Here is a 16,728-nt window from a genome sequence, read left to right as displayed (position 1 = left end):
GTTCGCGCCCGAGAGCAGACCCGCGGGTCAGGGGGTGCGGCGTCGCCGCAGCGCCAGGAACAGTCCGCCCGCGGTGAGCAGCGCCGCCGCCGCGAGTGCCGCGCCCCACGGCAGTTCGCCCCCGGTCGCGCTGAGGCTGCCGCTCCCGCTGGCCGTGCCGCCCGCGGCGCCGCTGCCGCTCGAGGCGCCGCTCACGACCGTCACGGCCACGCGGATGTCGTCGAACCCGGGCGACGTGATGACGAGCGTGTGCTCTCCGGTCGGGAGGTCACGGGGGACGGCGACGGCGAAGCGCACCTCGCCCGATGCGTCGGCCGCGGGGATGCCGCTGACGACGATCGGATCGCTGTACAGCGTGGCGCCGATCTGCTGCTGCGGCTCGAGGCCCGAGACCCGCACGGGCAGCGATCCGCCCTGGGCCACGCGGCCGTCGCCGATGTCGACGGTCGCCCACGCGTCGGGCTCGCCGGGCTCACCCGGACCGCCCGGTTCGCCCGGCGTGGTCAGCGAGTCGACGAGGTGCACGACGCCCCACCGCGAGGTGGTCTGGTAGCCGGTGCCGGTCGGCTCGGCCCACGTGTGCACGGCGAAGCGCGAGCCGCCGCGAGCGTCGTTGACCTGCGCGTCGAAGCCTTGGAAGGTGCCGGGACCACCGAGCGGAACGTCGCTCTGCCCGCCGGACTGACCGACGAGGTCGATGGCCGCCTCGACGATGTACCCGTTCGCGGTGCGCGCGGTCGCGCTCTCGAGCAGTCGTGACCGCTGGAGCGCCTCGTTGCCGGTGCCGAAGGTGACGTCGCCGTCGACCGTGATGCGGATCTGCGTGTCGTTGGGACCGTACGCGCCGCTCTTGGTGTTGCCGAGATCGAGGAAGATCTCGACGCCGTCGCGGTTCCAGGGATCGCTGTTCGACGTGTCGATCTCGGGATCGACGACCTCGAAAAGGGTGTAGAGCACGTTGTCGCGCCAGAGCGTCCGGACCGTCGCCGTGGCGCCGGTCGCGTCGCCCTCGACGCGCTTGGCCGTCTCGATCCGCGGAGCGTCGGCCCACGCGTCATCCACGACCGCGTCGACCGTGATCGTGTCAGCGCGGGGGATCTCGAGGTACGACAGCTCCTCGTAGAAGGTCAGCTGACCCATGGCACCCGCCGAGTTCCACGATCCCACGAGCCCGTCGGCACCGAAGACGCGCACGTCGAAGGCGGCGGTCGCGCCTACGGCCGGGGCTTCGTGCGGCAGCTGAACGACGGAGTAGAACGCGCCGTCGGCCTCGACGGTCCGGCCGGCGAGGTCGCCGCCGGTGCCGAAAGCGGCCTGCTCGTCACGGTAGGTGAACTCGATCCGCTCGGGCCGCACGTTCGAGCGAACGAGCACCGTGAGGTGATCGTCGCTCCAGCGCGTCTGGAAACCGCCCGCGTCGCCGGTGAGCGGGTGCTCGGGCAGGTTGCGCCATTCGGCGGCATCGACGATCGCGCCGTCGAGCCCCACGTCGCCGCGGAACACATCGGCGGTCGTCACCAGCGGCGGCAGACCGTCGTCCTGGCCGATCGCACCGAAGAACGCCGACTTCGCGCTCAGGTCGCCCGCGAACAGCAGCGGCGCCTGCTCCGAGCGCCACGAGCGGGCGTCGGTGAGACCCCACACGGTGACCGAGTAGAGGCCCTCGGATGCCGGCGCCCCGGCGTGGTAGCCGCGGAACACCTCGAACGCGTCGCGGTAGTAGTACCCCTGGCGCGCGAGGTTCGCCGCGGTGGCGGGGTTGACGGTGACGTCGAGCTCGGTGACCGCCTGCATGAGGCCGAGTCCGGCGAACCGGTCGAGCGCGCTCGCGAGAGCGCTGACAGGGGTGTTGATCGAGACGTGGAACTGGTGGCCGACGCCGTCGAGGGGCGTTCCGGCGGCGACCATCCGGCCGACGAGGGCCTCGTACTGCGTTCCCTTGGCGTCCTGCTCGGTGTTGTAGTCGTTGATGAACAGCTTCACGGGGCGGTCCGAGCCCGGGGCCGCGTAGTCGCGGTTGAACGCCTGGTCGGCGAGCCGGAAGGCGAGGTGGATGAACTCCTCACCGAGGACGTCGTGCCACCGGCTGGTCCGCAGGCCGTCGGGCGTCGCCTGGTCGGAGATGACCTCGTTGACGACGTCCCACGCGACGAGGGGATTGGTCTCGGACCCGAACAGGCCGTAGTCGTCGGCGATCGACCGGGCGACGTCGTCGATGTGCGTCGCGAGCCGGTCGCGCAGCAGTTGCTTGTCGGCCTCCGAGTCGGTGAGCTCTCGCCCGGAAGCATCCTGGAAGAACCAGTCGGGGGTCTGGGCGTGCCACAGCAGCACGTGCCCGTAGAGCCGCAGGCCGTTCGCGGCCGCGTAGTCGAGCAGCGCGGTGGCCTGCGGGTGGCGCTGGAACCGCTGCTGGTCGTCGTACCAGGCCTCGACCTTCATGTGGTTCTCGGGTGTGATCTGGTCGAAGTGGTGCCGGAGCAGATCGGATGCCGCGCCGCTGGTCTCGCGCTGATCGATCGCGACGCCGACGGGGAAGTCGGTCGTGTCCTTCAGCGGAGTGAGATCGAGGTCGCCTTGGCCGGCTTCGGGCACCGCGACCCGCACCTGGTCGACGAGGAACGGCGAGGTGTTGCCGGAGTTGTACCGCGCCTCGATGTAGAGCTCGGCCGCGGCGTCGTACCCGGGGATGGTGATGTCGCCGGCGACGGTCGTCCATCCGGTCGCCGAGACGCTCTCGGCCTGCAGGAGGTTGGTATAGGTGACCGTGCCGCCGTCGTCGGTGCGCATCGAGACGGTGAGGCCCTGGCCGGGGTCCGCGCCGGGCGCGAAGCGCAGCGCCGCGGAGAAGGCGTAGGTCTGTCCCGCGAGAAGGGTGTCGGTGACATCGAGGAGGATGCCGTCGCCTTCGTGCGTCCGATCGGTGACGAGAGCCGCGTGCGACGACTCGTCGGCTCCGCCGGGCACGACGTCCACGGTCGGGCCGGCACCGCTCGACCCGGCCCGCGGCTGCCAGGCGCCGAGGGCGCCGTCGTCGAACGTGCTCTCGATCAGGACGGTGCCCGGGGCGTCGGGGCCGGTACCCGGATTCGTGCCCGGATCGCCGTCCGTCGCCGTGACGGTGACGTCGTCGACGAGGTAGGTGTACGCGGCCGTGCCGGCGATGTCGCCGGTGCCGAGGTAGAGCCGGACGTCCTCGGTGGTCTGCGGCGACGTCCAGGTGCCGGTGACCGTCGTCCAGTCGCCGGCCGTGATGGTCGTGTTCCCGATCCAGGTGTATCCCGGGACGCCGACCCAGCGCGCCTGCGTGTCGGGCGTGCCCGCGGCCAGCCGGACGCGGGCGCTGACGGTGTACTCGGTCTCGGGCTCGAGGATGCCCGGCGCCGTCTGGATGCCGACGTAGTCGGCGTCGCGGTCCCGCACGACGAGAGCGCCGTCGACGTAGTCGAGCGTGGAGCCGTCGCCTCCGCTCTGCGTCAGCGCGTCACCGAGCGTCGGGCTCGAGAAGTCGTTGGCGACGACGGGGGTAGTCGCTCCGGGGGCCGCGGCGGCTCCCGTCGCGACGAGTAACGGTGCGGCGAGCGCCGCGGTCGCCGCGGCTGCCAGTAAACGGGGTCGACGAATTCGCATGGTTCGAGCGCTCCTTTGCGCAGACCGGGGGTACGGAATGTCGACTACTCAAACATATTCGGTGTCGTCCGCCAGTCTTTTCGAAAACCGCGACTCAGGAGGCAGAGGCGTCCTTCGCTGCCGCCTTCGCCGCGCGCTTGTATTCGCGGACCTTCGTCAGCGACTCGGGTGAGACGATGTCGGCCACCGAGCGGAACGAGCCCTCGTCGCCGTACGAGCCAGCGGCCTCCCGCCAACCGTCGCCGGTGAAGCCGTACTGCTTGCCCAGAAGCGCGAGGAAGATCTTCGCCTTCTGCTCACCGAACCCCGGCAGCGCCTTGAGCCGCTTCAAGACGGTGAGGCCGTCCGGGTCGCCGGCGGTCCAGATCGCCGACGCGTCGCCGTCCCAGTCGTCCACGATCGTCTGGCAGAGCGTCTGCACCCGGCCCGCCATCGACCCGGGAAAGCGGTGCACGGCCGGCGTCAGGCGGAAGACCTCGACGAACTCGTCGGGGTCGTAGCCCGCGATCGTCGCCGCGTCGACCGACCCCGCGCGCTCGCGGATCTTCAGCGGCCCGGTGAACGCCGTCTCCATGGCGATCTGCTGGTCGAGCAGCATCCCGATCAGCAGCGCGAGCGGATTCTCGGTCAGCAGCTGGTCGGCGGCGGAGTCGTCGGTGATGTGCAGGCTCATGCTCTCCATGTTCTCATCGGCGAGACGGCAGGATGGGGGCATGACGGATCTCGTGACGCATGCCCACGACACCCGGGTCGTCGTCGTCGGCGGCGGTATGGCGGGCATCGTCGCGGCGCTCGAATGTGCGCGCCTCGGACTGCAGGTCACCCTGATCGAGGCCGGGCCGCAGCTCGGCGGCTCCCTCGACCGGGCGACGCTGGGCGACCTGACGGTGGATGCCGCGGCCGACGGCATCCCGGCGTCCGCGAAGACGCTCGCGAAGCTCATCGACGAGGTCGGGCTGAGCGATGAACTCGAGACCGCCCGCGACGACGAGCTGTGGCTCGGCGCCGGTCCGGCCGGACCTGCTCCCGCGCCCGCGGGGACGGTGCTGGGCATCCCCGCCAACCCCTGGGCCGAGGATGTGCGACGACACATCGAGGGGCGTGGCGCCTGGCGTGCCTATCTCGACCGCGTGCGCCCGCCGCTGACGGTCGGGCGTCACCGCAGTCTCGGCGAGCTGGTCTCGTCGCGCATGGGCGAGCGGGTGCGCGACCGGCTCGTAGCCCCGTATGTGCTCGCCGTCCACGGCGTCGCTCCCGAGTTCATCGACGTCGACGCCGCGGCGCCGTCGCTCAACCCCGCGCTCACGCGGACCGGCTCGCTCAGCGGCGCGGTCGCGCAGACCGTGCGCCCCGGTTCCGCGCAGCGCCGCGCGCCGCGCGGCGGGCTGTTCCGCCTGATCGATGCGCTCGAAGCGCGCCTGCGGGACTTCGACGTCGACATCCGCACCGGCGCGGCCGTGACGGAGATCCGTCGCGAGCGCGACACGTGGCTCGTGCGTGCCGACAGCGTCGAAGAGCCGGTACCTGCCGATCTGCTGATCGTCGCCGCGGACGAAGACGCCGCGCGCCGATTGCTGTCCCCGCACGTGGAGCTTCCCGCGAGCGCCGAGCCCCGGCCAGCGCCGCTCGACGTGGTGCTGCTCCGCATCGAGGGGGTCGACCTGCCCGAGCGGGGGTCGCTCGTGATCGGGCCCGGGTCCGAGCCGGCCACCGTGCGTCCGATCTCGCGGACCTGGCCGTGGATCGGCGAGGCGCTTGCCGAGGGCGAGCACATCATCCGGGTGACCCTGCCGCACTCCGCCGGGTCGGACGCGGAGGTCGTCGGGGCCGCGCGCGCGGCGGCATCCGATCTGTGCGGCGTGGCGATCCCGGCAGGCGCCGTACGCGCGTCGGCCCGCATCAGCTACTCCCGCGCGGCCCCGGCGTCACTGCTGGGTCATGACGAGGCGGCCCAGGCTGTCCGGGCGCGGGCGCGTGAGATGCCCGCCCTGGCGCTCGTGGGCGGGTGGCTGTCGGGCAACAGCCTCGATCGGGTCGCCGCCGACGCGATCGCCGAGGCCGACGCCGCACGCCGCGCGGTGCTCTGGCGAGGAGTCGATCCGGCATGATAGTCGGCTCCGCCGGGTTTCGGGAGTGGATACCTGAGGCGGCATACGGCGATAGCCTGGGACCACGCAGCAACGTCGAACGTGAGGAGACCCCATGAGGGGCAAGATTGGCATCGCCGTCGGACTCGCCGCGGGCTACGTGCTCGGGGCACGCGCCGGGCGTCAGCGCTACGAGCAGATCAAAGAGAAGGCCCAGCAGGTCTGGGAGCTCGACCCCGTGCAGAAGCAGGTCGGCAAGGTGACCGAGCTCGGCAAGTCCGCCGCCCTCGCCGTCCCCAGCGTCGTCTGGGACAGCGCGAAGAAGGTCGTCAAGGCCGCCAGCAAGAGCGGCACCCCCGGCGAGAAGCTCGACGCGGCCGTGGCCGAGGGCGAGAAGGCCGCCGGCGACGTGCGCAAGGCCGCCGAGCGCGATGCGCGCAAGGTGGCCGACGCGAGCGCCGTGGCGGACAGCTGAGATGAGCACGCCCCGCGGATTCCGCGATCGCGCCGACGACAGCCTGTTCACTCTGATCGGCGAGATCCCCGAGCTGGTCCGCAACCTCGTCGTCGCCGAGATCGATTCGGCGAAGGCCTGGGCCAAGAAGACGGGAAAGGATGCCGGCCTCGGCGGTGTCTGGTTCATCGTCGCGCTGTTCTTCCTGTTCTGGACGATCCCGGCCATCGGCGCTTTCGCGATCATCGGGCTGTCGTCGTGGCTGCCCGCGTGGGCCGCGTCGCTGATCGTGATCGGAATCCTCCTGGTGATCGCCGCCGTGTTCGCGGTGCTGGGGCTCCTCCGCTTCAAGCGTCTGAGCTCACGGCAGAACCCCGCCCAGGCGATCTCCACCGACGCCAAGATCGTGAAGGAAGTGGCCGATGAGTTCTGAGCTCCCTGACACCGCGGTGCCGCTGGGCATCTCCGACCCGGTCGAGAAGGCGCGTGCCGAGCTGAAGGCCGCGCTCGCCGCCATCGAGCACAAGGCGAACCTCCCCAAGCGGGCGGTCATCGCAACCGACCGCGCCAGCCGCGAGGCGCGCGCCTACGCGCAGCGCAACCCGGCCGGAGCCGCTGCGGCAGCGGTCGGCGTCGCGGTCGCCGTGGGCGCCGTGGTCTGGGGCATCGCCCGGCTGATCGCCCGCTGACCCGTCCGTTCTCGGCCAAGCGAGTCCGGATCGATACCTCCCGCCGCCGCCTCGCGCCCGCATCGGAGTATGCTCGGAAACGAGGCAGCGGCGATGGAGCGGATGCTGCCGATGTTGCGCATCCGGGTCTGCACCGCCCGGAGAAGGAACGTGCGTCGGCCGCTCTTCCGGGGGCGGCCGCGCCTCATGAGAGCCACCATATGCATGTCGAGCCCGGCCACCCAGAGCCGCAGAAGCCCCTCCGGGGGTGGCGCGTGCTCGTGCCGCGCGGCGGCCCCTGGGGCGACCAGGTCGCGGCACTGCTGCGATCGCACGGTGCCACGCCCGTCATCGCGCCGCTGGTGAACTTCGCGCCCACGACGGATGTCGCCGATCTCGAAGGCGCGCTCGCCGAGCTCGCGGCCGGAGCCTTCGACTGGATCACGTTGACGAGTGCCACGACCGTCGACGTCCTGTACGCCTATCGCGCGGAGATCCCCGCGCGCACGCGCGTCGCCGCGGTCGGTGAGACGACGGCTGCGGCGCTGACCGCGGTCGGGTACCGCGTCGACCTGGTTCCCGACGAGGACGATTCGGCGGCCGGGCTCGCCGAGCAGATCCTCGCCATCGAGCCCGAGCCGACACGCGTCCTGGCGCTGCGCAGCGAGGTCGCCAAGCCCGTCCTCACCAGGATGCTCGTCGAGGCCGGTCACGACGTCCGCAGCGTCGTGGCGTACCGCACCGTCGGCGTCCCGGTGACCGAACGCATTGCAGCCGACGTGGCCAGCGGGCGCATCAATGCGGTGCTCGTGACCAGCGGCTCGGTCGCCGAGCAGGTCAGCGAGCAGTTCCCCGATCTGCCGGCGTCGACCCTGATCGCGGCGATCGGCCCGCGGACGGCCCGCGACGCGCGCAAGCTCGGTCTCACCGTCGATGTGGTGGCCGCCGAGACCACGATCTCATCCCTCCTCGATGCGATCGCCCGCCAGCCTGCCCCGGCATCGGGAGCATCGGCGTCCTGACGCGATCGCGGCGGTGATCGTTGCCGGTCTGTGAGCATTTCGTGAGTGTCCGACTGGCAGACTGAGACGCATGGTGACGCTTCTGCTCGACTCCGCGCAGCTCGAAGTCGTGCTCTCGGCGACCGAGCGCGCCGCAGCATTCCGTCAGCGGAATGTCCTGGTGTCTCGCGAGCACATCGCGCGGGTGCAGCTGACGGATGACGCGTGGTCGTGGCTCCGCGGCGTGCCGCGCCCCGGACTGCTGGTTCCTGCGGTCATCGCGGCCGGTTCCTTCGAGTCAGCGGGAGGCACCGATTTCGTCCTGGTCCGGCGTCGCCGCCCGTCGGTCGTCGTCGACCTCGAGGGCGACGACGAGTTCCAGCGTCTGATCCTCACGACGCGGCACGGGGTGGCGCTCGTGCGCGCCCTGCGCCTCGACGTCGAGGACGAGCCGGCTGACGTGGCGGATCTGGTCGATCAGGCGACGTCGCGCCGCCACGACACCGCGTAGCCGATCACGGCGAACACGACGGCGTAGCCGACGAGCACGAGCCCGCCCGCCCACCACTCCAGGGGCTGGCCGGCGCTCCCGCCCATGGCGGCGTAGATGCTGTCGCCCGCGAGCGCATCCGAGGCCGCACCCGGGAGGAAGCGCACCACGTCGGCGAGCCCGTCGACCATGCTCGCGCCCACGCGGGCGATCGGCTCGACGAACTGGGTGAAAGCGAGGATGCCGACGACGGCGGCGATCTGGTTGCGGATGAGGGTGCCGAGCGCGATGCCCACGAGCACCCAGAGCACGAGGGCGAGCAGCATCCGTCCGAGGAACGCCCAGGTCTCGGGGCGTCCGAGCTGCGGGTCGACGCCGAACAGCGCCAGCATCCCACCGCCTGCGGCGACCGTCGAGCCGACGGCGGCGACGCCGAAGACGAGACCCATGACGACGCCCGCGAGCATCTTCGCCGACAACGCGACGCCACGTCGAGGGGTGGCCAGGAAGGTCGGCGTCAGGGTCTTGTGGCGGTACTCGCCGGTGACGAGCAGTGAACCCACGACGAGCGGGAACACGTATCCCATCGCCGTGGCGAGCCCGTAGATGAGGCTCGGCAGCCGATCGCCGAGCCCCGTCGGCAGCGACGTGGTGCCCGGGAGCGAGCCGTTCTCGCCCGCCGCGAAGACGGCGGCCATGCCGCCGGCCGTTCCGCCGATGTACAGGACGAGGACGATCAGGAGGATCCACCAGACCGAGGTGGAGAACTGCTTCGTCAGTTCCGATCGGGTCGCGTTCACGAGGTTCATCGCGTCTCCTCCCCGGTCACGGCCGACGGGTGCACGCGGGTACCGCTGACGAGCTCCAGGAAGACCTCCTCGAAAGCCGGACCCTTCCGCTGCAACGCGGTCAGGGCGATGCCGGCGTCGGCGGCGATGCGTCCGACCGTCGGGGCGTCGGCACCGCGTACGGCAAGGCCCGTGCGGCGTTCGTCGCTCTCGAAGCCGGCGGCCGAGAGGGCTCGGCGGAGCGCGTCGCGATCTTCGGCGTCGACGACGGTCGCGATCTCGTCCTGCGGCACGACATGCTCGATGCCGCCCTGGTAAACGAGGCGCCCGCGCGTGATGATCATGAGCGAATCGACGGACTGCTGCACCTCTGCCAGCAGGTGCGACGAGACCAGGACGGTGCGTCCTTCCGCGGCGAGGTCGCGGAGGAAGCGGCGGATCCAGCGGATGCCTTCGGGGTCGAGCCCGTTCGTCGGCTCGTCGAGGACCAGGACGCCGGGGTCGCCCAGCAGGGCGTAGGCGAGACCGAGGCGCTGCCGCATCCCGAGTGAGAACCCGCCCACCTTGCGGCCGGCGACATCGCCGAGACCGACGATGCCCAGGGCGTCGTCGACGCGCGACGTCGGGATCCCCGCCGCATGGGCGTAGACCCGGAGATGTGCGGCGGCCGATCGGCCCGGGTGGAAGCTGGACGACTCGAGGACGGCGCCGACGGTCTGCAGCGGGTGCTTCAGGTCGCGGTAGCGGCGGCCACCGATCGTGGCGGAGCCCGACGTGGGGGAGATGAGCCCGAGGAGCATTCGCAGCGTCGTGGTCTTGCCCGCACCGTTCGGTCCGAGGAAGCCGGTGACGGCGCCCGGTTCGACCCGCGCCGTCAGGCCGTCGACCGCCGCGACGGTGCCGAAACGTTTGGCCACGTCGTTGAACTCCAGCACCTGTCCGTCCGCCATCGCGCCCCCTCTCGCCGGGTGGTTCCGCTCCCATCCTGCCCGACACGCCGCGTTCACCGCGAACTCCGAGCGGTAGCGTGGCGAGGGTGACCGACGCCGCTGCATCCGATCCGCGTGTCCGAGTCCGTGTCGATCGTGCACTCGGACATCTCACTCTCGACCGGCCGCGCGCCATCAACGCCCTCGACCTCGGCATGATCCAGCGCCTCGCCGCAGCGCTCGACGCGTGGGAGGACGACCCGGGTGTGGACGCCGTCCTCCTCGATGGCGCGGGCGACCGCGGGCTGTGCGCGGGGGGCGACGTCCGCGGGCTGTACGACCAGATCGTCGCGGGCGATGTCGCCGAGACGGCGCACTTCTTCCGGGCCGAGTACGCCCTCAACGCACGGATCGCCGCGTACCCCAAGCCCGTGGTCGTGTTCGCCGACGGTGTGACGATGGGCGGCGGGATCGGGCTCGCCGGTCACGCGGCGGTGCGGGTGGTCACCGAACGGTCGCGCCTGGCGATGCCCGAGGTGCGGATCGGCTTCACTCCCGACGTCGGCGGCAGCCTGCTGCTGGCCCGGGCGCCGGGGCGCGTGGGGGAGTACCTCGCGTTGACCGGTGAGTCGATGGATGCCGCTGACGCGATCTACGCCGGGTTCGCCGACCACCTCGTTCCCTCCGAGCGGCTCGATGATCTGCGCGACGCCCTCGTCAGCCGCGCCGACCCCCAGACCGCGACCGAGCTCGTCCTCCTGTTCGACGAGACGGCCGCTCCTGCCCGCCTCGAGGCCGCCCGGCCCTGGATCGACGACGCCTTCGCCGCCGACTCCGTCGGCGAGATCATCGGCCGGTTGCGGAAGCGCGCCGAGCCGGAGGCCCACGCCACCGCTGAGCTGCTCGAGACGCTTCCGCCGACCGCTCTTGCCGTCACCCTCGCGGCCGTCCGCGCCGCGCGCGAGCAGGACGAGCTGCGAACGGTCCTGGCGCAGGAGTACGGCCTGGTGCTGTGGTTCGCCACGACGCAGCCCGACCTCGTCGAGGGCATCCGAGCCCGCCTCGTCGACAAGGACGGGGCGCCGTCGTGGTCGCCCGCGTCTCGTGACGACCTCGCTCCCGATGTCGTCGCGCGGGCGTTCGGGTTCGAGCCCGTCCCGGCCCTATGGACTGACTGAGTCCCGTCGGACGTCCGGGCTCCGCCCGGTCGCGAGGTAATAGTCTCGGGATGCTGTGCGTCCGCGCCGTCCCGGGGCTGCGCCGCGCGAGGGAGGGTTCGTGTTCGACAGTCCGCTGTCCGTCTCGGCGTACGACGTGCTCGGGGTCGCGCCCGACGTCGACGACGAGGAGCTTCGCCGCGCCTACCGCCTCCGGTTGCGGCAGACGCATCCCGACACCGGGGGCGACGCCGTGAAGTTCGTGCAGGTGCAGCGTGCCTGGGACCTGGTCGGCACGTCCGCCGCCCGCGCCGCCTACGACCGCGGACACGGTTTCGCGGACGCCCCGACCTTCTCTCCCGACGCCCCGACGTGGCGGCCGCCGCAGCGCCCGACCGACACCCGCCCGCGGGCGCGGTCGTTCGGGCAGCCCGGCGGCTGGCGCCGTGAGCGCTACCTGACCCTCATCCGGGAGTGGGTCGGACGTGGCGCAGCGGTCGACGACCCGTACGACCCCGCGCTCGTCCGGACCGCGCCCCACGAGATCCGGCGGCTGCTGGCCGACGCCCTCGCTGAGGAGGCGACGGCTCGCGTGGTCGCGGACCTCGGAATGGGGTACACCGTCTGGCATGACGTGGCCGCCGACCCCCGCGATCCCGACGTGAAGCTCGACCACGTGGTGCTCGGGCCCTCCGGGCTCTACGCCGTGCTGTCGGAGGACTTCGGCGCTCCGGTGCGCACTCGGCGCGGCGAGCTGATCGGCGAGGGCGTCGACTCGCCGATCGCGACGCTCGTGCATCGAGCGCGAGCACTCAGCCGCGCCGCGCGGGTGAAGTTCAGCGGCGCGATCGTGGTGCTCCCCGACGACGATGTGGTGCAGGCCATCGAGGAACTCGGCCGTGTGCGCGGTCTCGCGGTCGCGGTGGTGGGACGTTCGGCGCTGGCCACGGTGCTCCGTCGCGGGGTCGCCGGTGCGCGTGAGATCGGCGGGAACGAGCTCTTCGACGTCCGCACCCGCCTGCAGCAGACCGTCCGCTTCGTATGATGTCTGCTCGGGCGTCGCGAGGTCAGTCCGCGAGACCCCACAGCTGCAGCGGGTGGCTGAGGCGCCACCAGACGTCCGGATCGGGGATGTCCGCGGTCAGGCGCAGGGTCGTGGTCGCCGAGCCGAGCGGGCCGGTGAGCGTCAGCTCGCCCGCCTCGTCGCCGGCGTCGCGGGAATCGCCGAGCTCGACGTTCGCCGCTGCCTGAGACGACTGCGTGTTCCAGAGCGCGACACGAACGTCGGCGACGGTGACGATCTCGGCAGTCGCACCCCACGCGGTGGTCGCGGTGCCCGCGACGGTTCCCGCGGGCAGGGCCGGTGAGGCGCCGATCTCGGTGATCGTGCGATCGAGCAGCTCGGCCGTCGCCGAGTGGCGGGTCTCGTCGTCGGGCTGATCGAGAGCGGTCGCGTACACGCGGACGTTCACCCCGTCGATGGCGGTGTCTTTCGCGGCGACGAGGTTGTACGACCCGAACAGGCTGCCCGTCTTGACGCCGACGACCGCGGGGTCGGCCAGCAGAGCATTGGTGTTCTCGACGAAACCGGCGCCGGGCAGCTCGACGGAGCGCTGCGCCACGATACCGGCGATGACCGGGTTCGTCATCGCGGTCTCGGCGAGGGCGATGACGGATGCCGGTGCCGCCGTGTTCTCCGGATCGATCCCGCTCGAATCGACGACGGTGACGCCGCCGAGATCATGGGCCTGCAGCCAGGCGTTCGCCGCCTCGACGTAGGCGTCTTCATCGGGCCAGAGGTCGAACACGAGACGGTCGGCGTAGTTGTTCGCCGATCCGATCAGCACGCCCTGCAGCAGCTGATACTGCGTCAGTACGCCGTCGACGGGGACGTCGAGAGCCGACTGGTCGTCGGCGAGGTAGGCGCGGTATTCCCGGCGGTCGGCGGAGGTGAAAGCGAATTCCGGACCCTGCTCGCCGTCGGGGAGCGGCATCCGGTCGAGGACGACGAGGGCCGTGACGAGCTTGGTGATGCTCGCGATGGACTCGGGCTCGCTCGACGAGGTCGAGACGTTCGCGAAGCCCTCGACGCCGGTCGCGCCGGCGCCTTCGAGGGGCCACGCCGGCTGTGCGACGGCTGCGGCGGGGACGGTTACGGCGGCGGGGAGGATGTCGGGCGCGACGGCGTCGAGCGGCCAGAGAAGCGTCGCCGCCGCGTAGCCGCCCACGGTGAGGGCGGCGATTCCCAGCGTCGACAGGGCGGCCGGCGCCGCGGAGCGTCGCGGCGGCTCGGTGAGCAGGTCGGCGTGCGCGACCGTGTACGGGCCTGCTGAGGCAGCCGCTTCGTTTCGCCTGCCGCCGCGCGCGACGGCGTCCTCGTCGACCCACGCGAGGGCGACGCGCGCGTCGGGAGAACTCACCCGCCCAACGTACATCGCCCGCGCGACGTTATACTTCAGCGACAACCACGGGAGTCCGGTGAGCCGGGCTGAGAGGAAGCGATCCACGCTTCGACCGTCGAACCTGATCCGGATCATGCCGGCGCAGGGAGGAGAGAGAATGCACGCTGCTGCGTCCACCACCGAGTCCGATCGTCGTACTGGCCGCACGCCCGGCCGTTTCCGCTGGCGCGTCGTCGACATCGTCATCGCCAGCGTCATCGGCGTCGCCTGCGCCGCGGTGTTCCTGCTGTGGAACGTCGCCTATCAGGGCCCGTCCGCCGCGCTCACGCCGTTGCTTCCTGGCCTGCAGGGCCTGCTCGCCGGGCCCTGGCTCATCGCCGGCGTTCTCGGCGGCCTCATCATCCGCAAGCCGGGCGCCGCGCTCTACACCGAGCTGCTCGCGGCTGTGATCTCGGCGCTGGTCGGCAACCAGTGGGGCCCCCTCACGATCGTCTCCGGTCTCGTCCAGGGATTGGGCGCGGAACTGATCTTCCTGGTGTTCCTCTACGCGTCGTGGCGTCTTCCGGTCGCGCTCCTCGCGGGTGCGGGGGCGGGTCTCGCCGGCGGCATCAACGACCGCATCCTCTGGTACCCCGGTGCCGACACTCTCTTCACGTCGGTCTACATCGCCTCGACGACGATCTCGGGCGCCGTCATCGCCGGTCTCGGCGGATGGCTCATCACGCGCGCGCTGGCGCGGACGGGAGCCCTCGGCCGGTTCGCGGCCGGGCGCGAAGCCACCGCCCGCGTCTGACGGTGGGCGACGCCGGGGCTCCGCGGCCCGCGACCCTCGAGGCCCGCGGGTGGGGGTGGCGCTACGCGACGCGACGCGCGTGGGCTGCACGAGAGACGACGTTCCGCATCGATGCCGGCGAGCGCGTGCTGCTGCTCGGCGCTTCGGGGTCGGGCAAATCGACGCTGCTGCAAGGCCTCGCAGGGGTCCTCGGCGGAGCCGGCGAAGGCGAGCAGGAGGGGACGCTGCTCGTGGACGGGCAGCCGGCCGCGGAGGCCCGTGGCCGAGCAGGGCTCGTTCTGCAAGACCCCGACAGCCAGACGATCCTCGCGCGGGTGGGCGACGACGTCGCGTTCGGCTGCGAGAACCTGGGCGTGCCCCGCGACGAGATCTGGCGCCGGGTACGGGCTGCGTTGGATGCGGTCGGACTCGACGTCCCGCTGGATCGTTCGACCGCGGCGTTGTCGGGCGGGCAGAAGCAGCGCCTCGCCCTCGCGGGCATCGTCGCGATGCAGCCGGGTGCGGTGCTGCTCGACGAGCCGACCGCGAACCTCGATCCTGCGGGCGTCGTCGACGTCCGGGATGCCGTCGCCCGCGCGCTCGATGCGACCGGGGCCACGCTCGTCGTGATCGAGCACCGGATCGAGGCGTGGCTTCCCGTCGTCGATCGGGTCATCGTGCTGGCGCCCGGCGGCGAGGTCATCGCTGACGGCGATCCTCGAATGGTGCTGACCGAACGGGGCGAGGAGCTCGCTGCGGCGGGCGTGTGGGTGCCCGGCATCCGCCCCTCCTTCCCGCCGCGGCCCGCCACTGCGCCCGGCGATGTGCTGCTGTCGGCCGCGGATCTCGTCGTCGGACGTGCCGCCGGCTCGACGGCCGCCGGGCCACTCGACCTCGACGTGCGCGCGGGCGAGGTGCTCGGTGTCGTCGGGCCGAACGGCGTCGGCAAGTCGACTCTCGGGCTCACTCTTGCGGGACTGCTCCGGGCGCAGGGCGGCGCCGTGCGCGCGGCGGACGGACTCGCTGCCGGGGCTGCGCTCGTCCGCCGGCCGCGGCGACGTGTCGCCGCGGCCCCCGCCGACCCCGCGGCGTGGACGTCGACGGCGTTGCTGACGCGGATCGGGACGGTCCTGCAGGAGCCCGAGCACCAGATCCTGCGCGCATCGGTGCGCGACGAGCTCGAGGTCGGGCCCCGCGCTCTGGGTCTCGAGGATACGGAGATCACTGCTCGCGTCGACGAACTGCTCGAGCGGCTTCGGCTCGCCCCGCTCGCCGGGGCCAACCCGTACACACTGTCGGGCGGCGAGAAGCGTCGCCTCACTGTCGCGGCGATGCTGGCGGCGCGTCCCCGGGTCGTGGTCCTCGACGAGCCGACTTTCGGCCAGGATGCGCGCACCTGGTCGGAGCTGGTCGCGATCATCGCTTCCCTGCGCGACGGTGTCGACGACCGCGGCCCGCTCGGCGTCGTCACGATCACCCACGACGATGCCGTGCTCGACGCGCTCGCGGCGCGCCGGTTCGCGCTCGCGCCGGCGGGGGTGCGGGCGTGAGCGCTCCCGTGCATCTCGAAGCTGCGCCGCGCGGCGTCGCGACGCTCAACCCCGTGGCGAAGCTGCTGGCGGCGCTCCTCATTGCACTTCCGCTGGTCATCACGATCGACCCGGTCTCGGCCGGCGTGGCCCTGCTCCTCGAGCTGCCGCTCCTGCTCGCGTCGGGCGTCGGGTGGCGCCGGTTCTGGATGCGGACACTGCCGCTGTGGATCGCCGCGCCGGCGGCCGCGGTGACGATCTCGCTCTACGGCGAGCGAAGCGGCGCCGAGGTCTTCTCCTGGGCATTCGTCCACGTCAGCGAGGGTTCGCTCGCGCTGGGGCTGGCGGCTGCGCTCCGCGTCCTCGCGATCGGGCTGCCGGCCGTCGTGCTGTTCATCACGGTGGACCCGACCGACCTCGCCGACGGGCTGGCGCAGATCCTGCGCCTTCCGGCCCGTTTCGTCATCGGGGGACTCGCCGGGATGCGGATGCTCGGTCTGCTCGCGGAGGATTGGCGCGCGCTCGCCCTCGCGCGGCGGGCCCGTGGCGTGGCCGACGCCGGCCGGCTGCGGCGCACGCTGGGGATGGCCTTCGCGCTTCTCGTGCTGGCCATTCGACGGGGCTCGGCGCTCGCGACCGCGATGGAGGCTCGGGCCTTCGGTGCGCCGGTGCGCCGCACGTGGGCGCGGGAGTCGCGGCTCGCGGCATCCGATGTCGCGGTCATGGCGGGCGGGCTCGCGATCTCGGTCACGGCAGTGGCCGTGTCGGTTGCGGTGGGAGCCTTTCACCCGATCTTCGGCCCGTCCTGAGATCAGGCCACGAGA

General features: G+C 72.0%; 16 protein-coding genes and 1 riboswitch. Of the genes, 11 read left to right on the top strand and 5 right to left on the bottom strand.

Translation table 11 applies throughout. The features are described 5' to 3' along the window. Positions 1-27 precede the first annotated feature (27 nt). Positions 28-3,627 (bottom strand): endo-1,4-beta-xylanase, encoded by a 3,600-nt coding sequence (locus ABIC53_RS10675; protein ID WP_354451432.1) that lies wholly within the window; start codon positions 3,625-3,627, stop codon positions 28-30. A gap of 94 nt (positions 3,628-3,721) precedes the next feature. Continuing rightward, on the bottom strand, positions 3,722-4,300 hold the full coding sequence (locus ABIC53_RS10670; RefSeq protein WP_354451430.1) for an HhH-GPD-type base excision DNA repair protein: 579 nt from the start codon (positions 4,298-4,300) through the stop codon (positions 3,722-3,724). Here ABIC53_RS10670 and ABIC53_RS10665 point away from each other — a divergent pair. The 6 genes from ABIC53_RS10665 to ABIC53_RS10640 all read left to right on the top strand — a co-directional run bounded on the left by ABIC53_RS10665 (position 4,200) and on the right by ABIC53_RS10640 (position 8,348). After that, positions 4,200-5,735, top strand: coding sequence for a protoporphyrinogen/coproporphyrinogen oxidase (locus ABIC53_RS10665; RefSeq protein WP_354451428.1), 1,536 nt, complete (start codon positions 4,200-4,202; stop codon positions 5,733-5,735). The two genes, ABIC53_RS10670 and ABIC53_RS10665, sit on opposite strands and share 101 nt — an antisense overlap. 94 nt (positions 5,736-5,829) lie before the next feature. Then, complete coding sequence (locus ABIC53_RS10660) at positions 5,830-6,189, top strand: hypothetical protein (protein WP_112616169.1); 360 nt, start codon at positions 5,830-5,832, stop codon at positions 6,187-6,189. 1 nt (position 6,190) lies between these two features. Further along, positions 6,191-6,601: a phage holin family protein gene (locus tag ABIC53_RS10655; protein WP_023952744.1), complete on the top strand. Its 411-nt coding sequence runs from the start codon at positions 6,191-6,193 to the stop codon at positions 6,599-6,601. Continuing rightward, positions 6,591-6,857, top strand: a complete 267-nt coding sequence (locus tag ABIC53_RS10650) for a hypothetical protein (RefSeq protein WP_114589066.1) — start codon at positions 6,591-6,593, stop codon at positions 6,855-6,857. The genes ABIC53_RS10655 and ABIC53_RS10650 overlap by 11 nt, the downstream gene beginning before the upstream one ends. A gap of 200 nt (positions 6,858-7,057) precedes the next feature. Further along, positions 7,058-7,858 carry a uroporphyrinogen-III synthase gene (locus ABIC53_RS10645; protein WP_112616173.1) on the top strand — a complete coding sequence of 267 codons (801 nt, stop codon included), beginning with the start codon at positions 7,058-7,060 and terminating at the stop codon, positions 7,856-7,858. Between the two features lie 70 nt (positions 7,859-7,928). Then, positions 7,929-8,348, top strand: a complete 420-nt coding sequence (locus ABIC53_RS10640; protein WP_114589068.1) for a hypothetical protein — start codon at positions 7,929-7,931, stop codon at positions 8,346-8,348. On the opposite strand, the gene ABIC53_RS10635 is transcribed toward ABIC53_RS10640, so the two are convergent. Both ABIC53_RS10635 and ABIC53_RS10630 read right to left on the bottom strand, forming a co-directional pair. Further along, complete coding sequence (locus ABIC53_RS10635; protein WP_282501977.1) at positions 8,315-9,136, bottom strand: ABC-2 transporter permease; 822 nt, start codon at positions 9,134-9,136, stop codon at positions 8,315-8,317. The two genes, ABIC53_RS10640 and ABIC53_RS10635, sit on opposite strands and share 34 nt — an antisense overlap. Next, complete coding sequence (locus ABIC53_RS10630) at positions 9,133-10,065, bottom strand: ATP-binding cassette domain-containing protein (protein WP_354451425.1); 933 nt, start codon at positions 10,063-10,065, stop codon at positions 9,133-9,135. The genes ABIC53_RS10635 and ABIC53_RS10630 overlap by 4 nt, the downstream gene beginning before the upstream one ends. Before the next feature lie 86 nt (positions 10,066-10,151). Between ABIC53_RS10630 and ABIC53_RS10625 the strand changes: the two genes are divergently transcribed. Continuing rightward, a complete protein-coding gene (locus ABIC53_RS10625) occupies positions 10,152-11,222 on the top strand; it encodes an enoyl-CoA hydratase/isomerase family protein (protein WP_354451423.1) in 1,071 nt (356 codons plus the stop codon). A 100-nt stretch (positions 11,223-11,322) separates the two neighbouring features. Further along, the gene (locus tag ABIC53_RS10620; RefSeq protein WP_269267077.1) at positions 11,323-12,246 is read left to right on the top strand and encodes a DnaJ domain-containing protein; all 924 of its coding nucleotides are present in this window, start codon (positions 11,323-11,325) and stop codon (positions 12,244-12,246) included. 22 nt (positions 12,247-12,268) lie between these two features. On the opposite strand, the gene ABIC53_RS10615 is transcribed toward ABIC53_RS10620, so the two are convergent. Further along, positions 12,269-13,621 carry a D-alanyl-D-alanine carboxypeptidase family protein gene (locus ABIC53_RS10615; protein ID WP_354451420.1) on the bottom strand — a complete coding sequence of 451 codons (1,353 nt, stop codon included), beginning with the start codon at positions 13,619-13,621 and terminating at the stop codon, positions 12,269-12,271. A 37-nt stretch (positions 13,622-13,658) separates the two neighbouring features. After that, positions 13,659-13,768, top strand: a riboswitch (TPP riboswitch). Between ABIC53_RS10615 and ABIC53_RS10610 the strand changes: the two genes are divergently transcribed. The 3 genes from ABIC53_RS10610 to ABIC53_RS10600 all read left to right on the top strand — a co-directional run bounded on the left by ABIC53_RS10610 (position 13,761) and on the right by ABIC53_RS10600 (position 16,713). Continuing rightward, on the top strand, positions 13,761-14,396 hold the full coding sequence (locus tag ABIC53_RS10610) for an ECF transporter S component (RefSeq protein ID WP_112616187.1): 636 nt from the start codon (positions 13,761-13,763) through the stop codon (positions 14,394-14,396). It overlaps the preceding riboswitch by 8 nt. Continuing rightward, a complete protein-coding gene (locus tag ABIC53_RS10605) occupies positions 14,315-15,925 on the top strand; it encodes an ABC transporter ATP-binding protein (protein WP_502915523.1) in 1,611 nt (536 codons plus the stop codon). The genes ABIC53_RS10610 and ABIC53_RS10605 overlap by 82 nt, the downstream gene beginning before the upstream one ends. Beyond that, positions 15,922-16,713 carry an energy-coupling factor transporter transmembrane component T family protein gene (locus ABIC53_RS10600; RefSeq protein ID WP_114589073.1) on the top strand — a complete coding sequence of 264 codons (792 nt, stop codon included), beginning with the start codon at positions 15,922-15,924 and terminating at the stop codon, positions 16,711-16,713. Before ABIC53_RS10605 ends, ABIC53_RS10600 begins: the two co-directional genes overlap by 4 nt. The last annotated feature ends 15 nt before the right edge of the window (positions 16,714-16,728 follow it).

The sequence above is a fragment of the Microbacterium sp. 1262 genome (assembly GCF_040544895.1).
In the GTDB taxonomy this organism is placed as follows: domain Bacteria; phylum Actinomycetota; class Actinomycetes; order Actinomycetales; family Microbacteriaceae; genus Microbacterium; species Microbacterium plantarum.
This window is presented reverse-complemented; position numbering and strand designations above follow the sequence as displayed.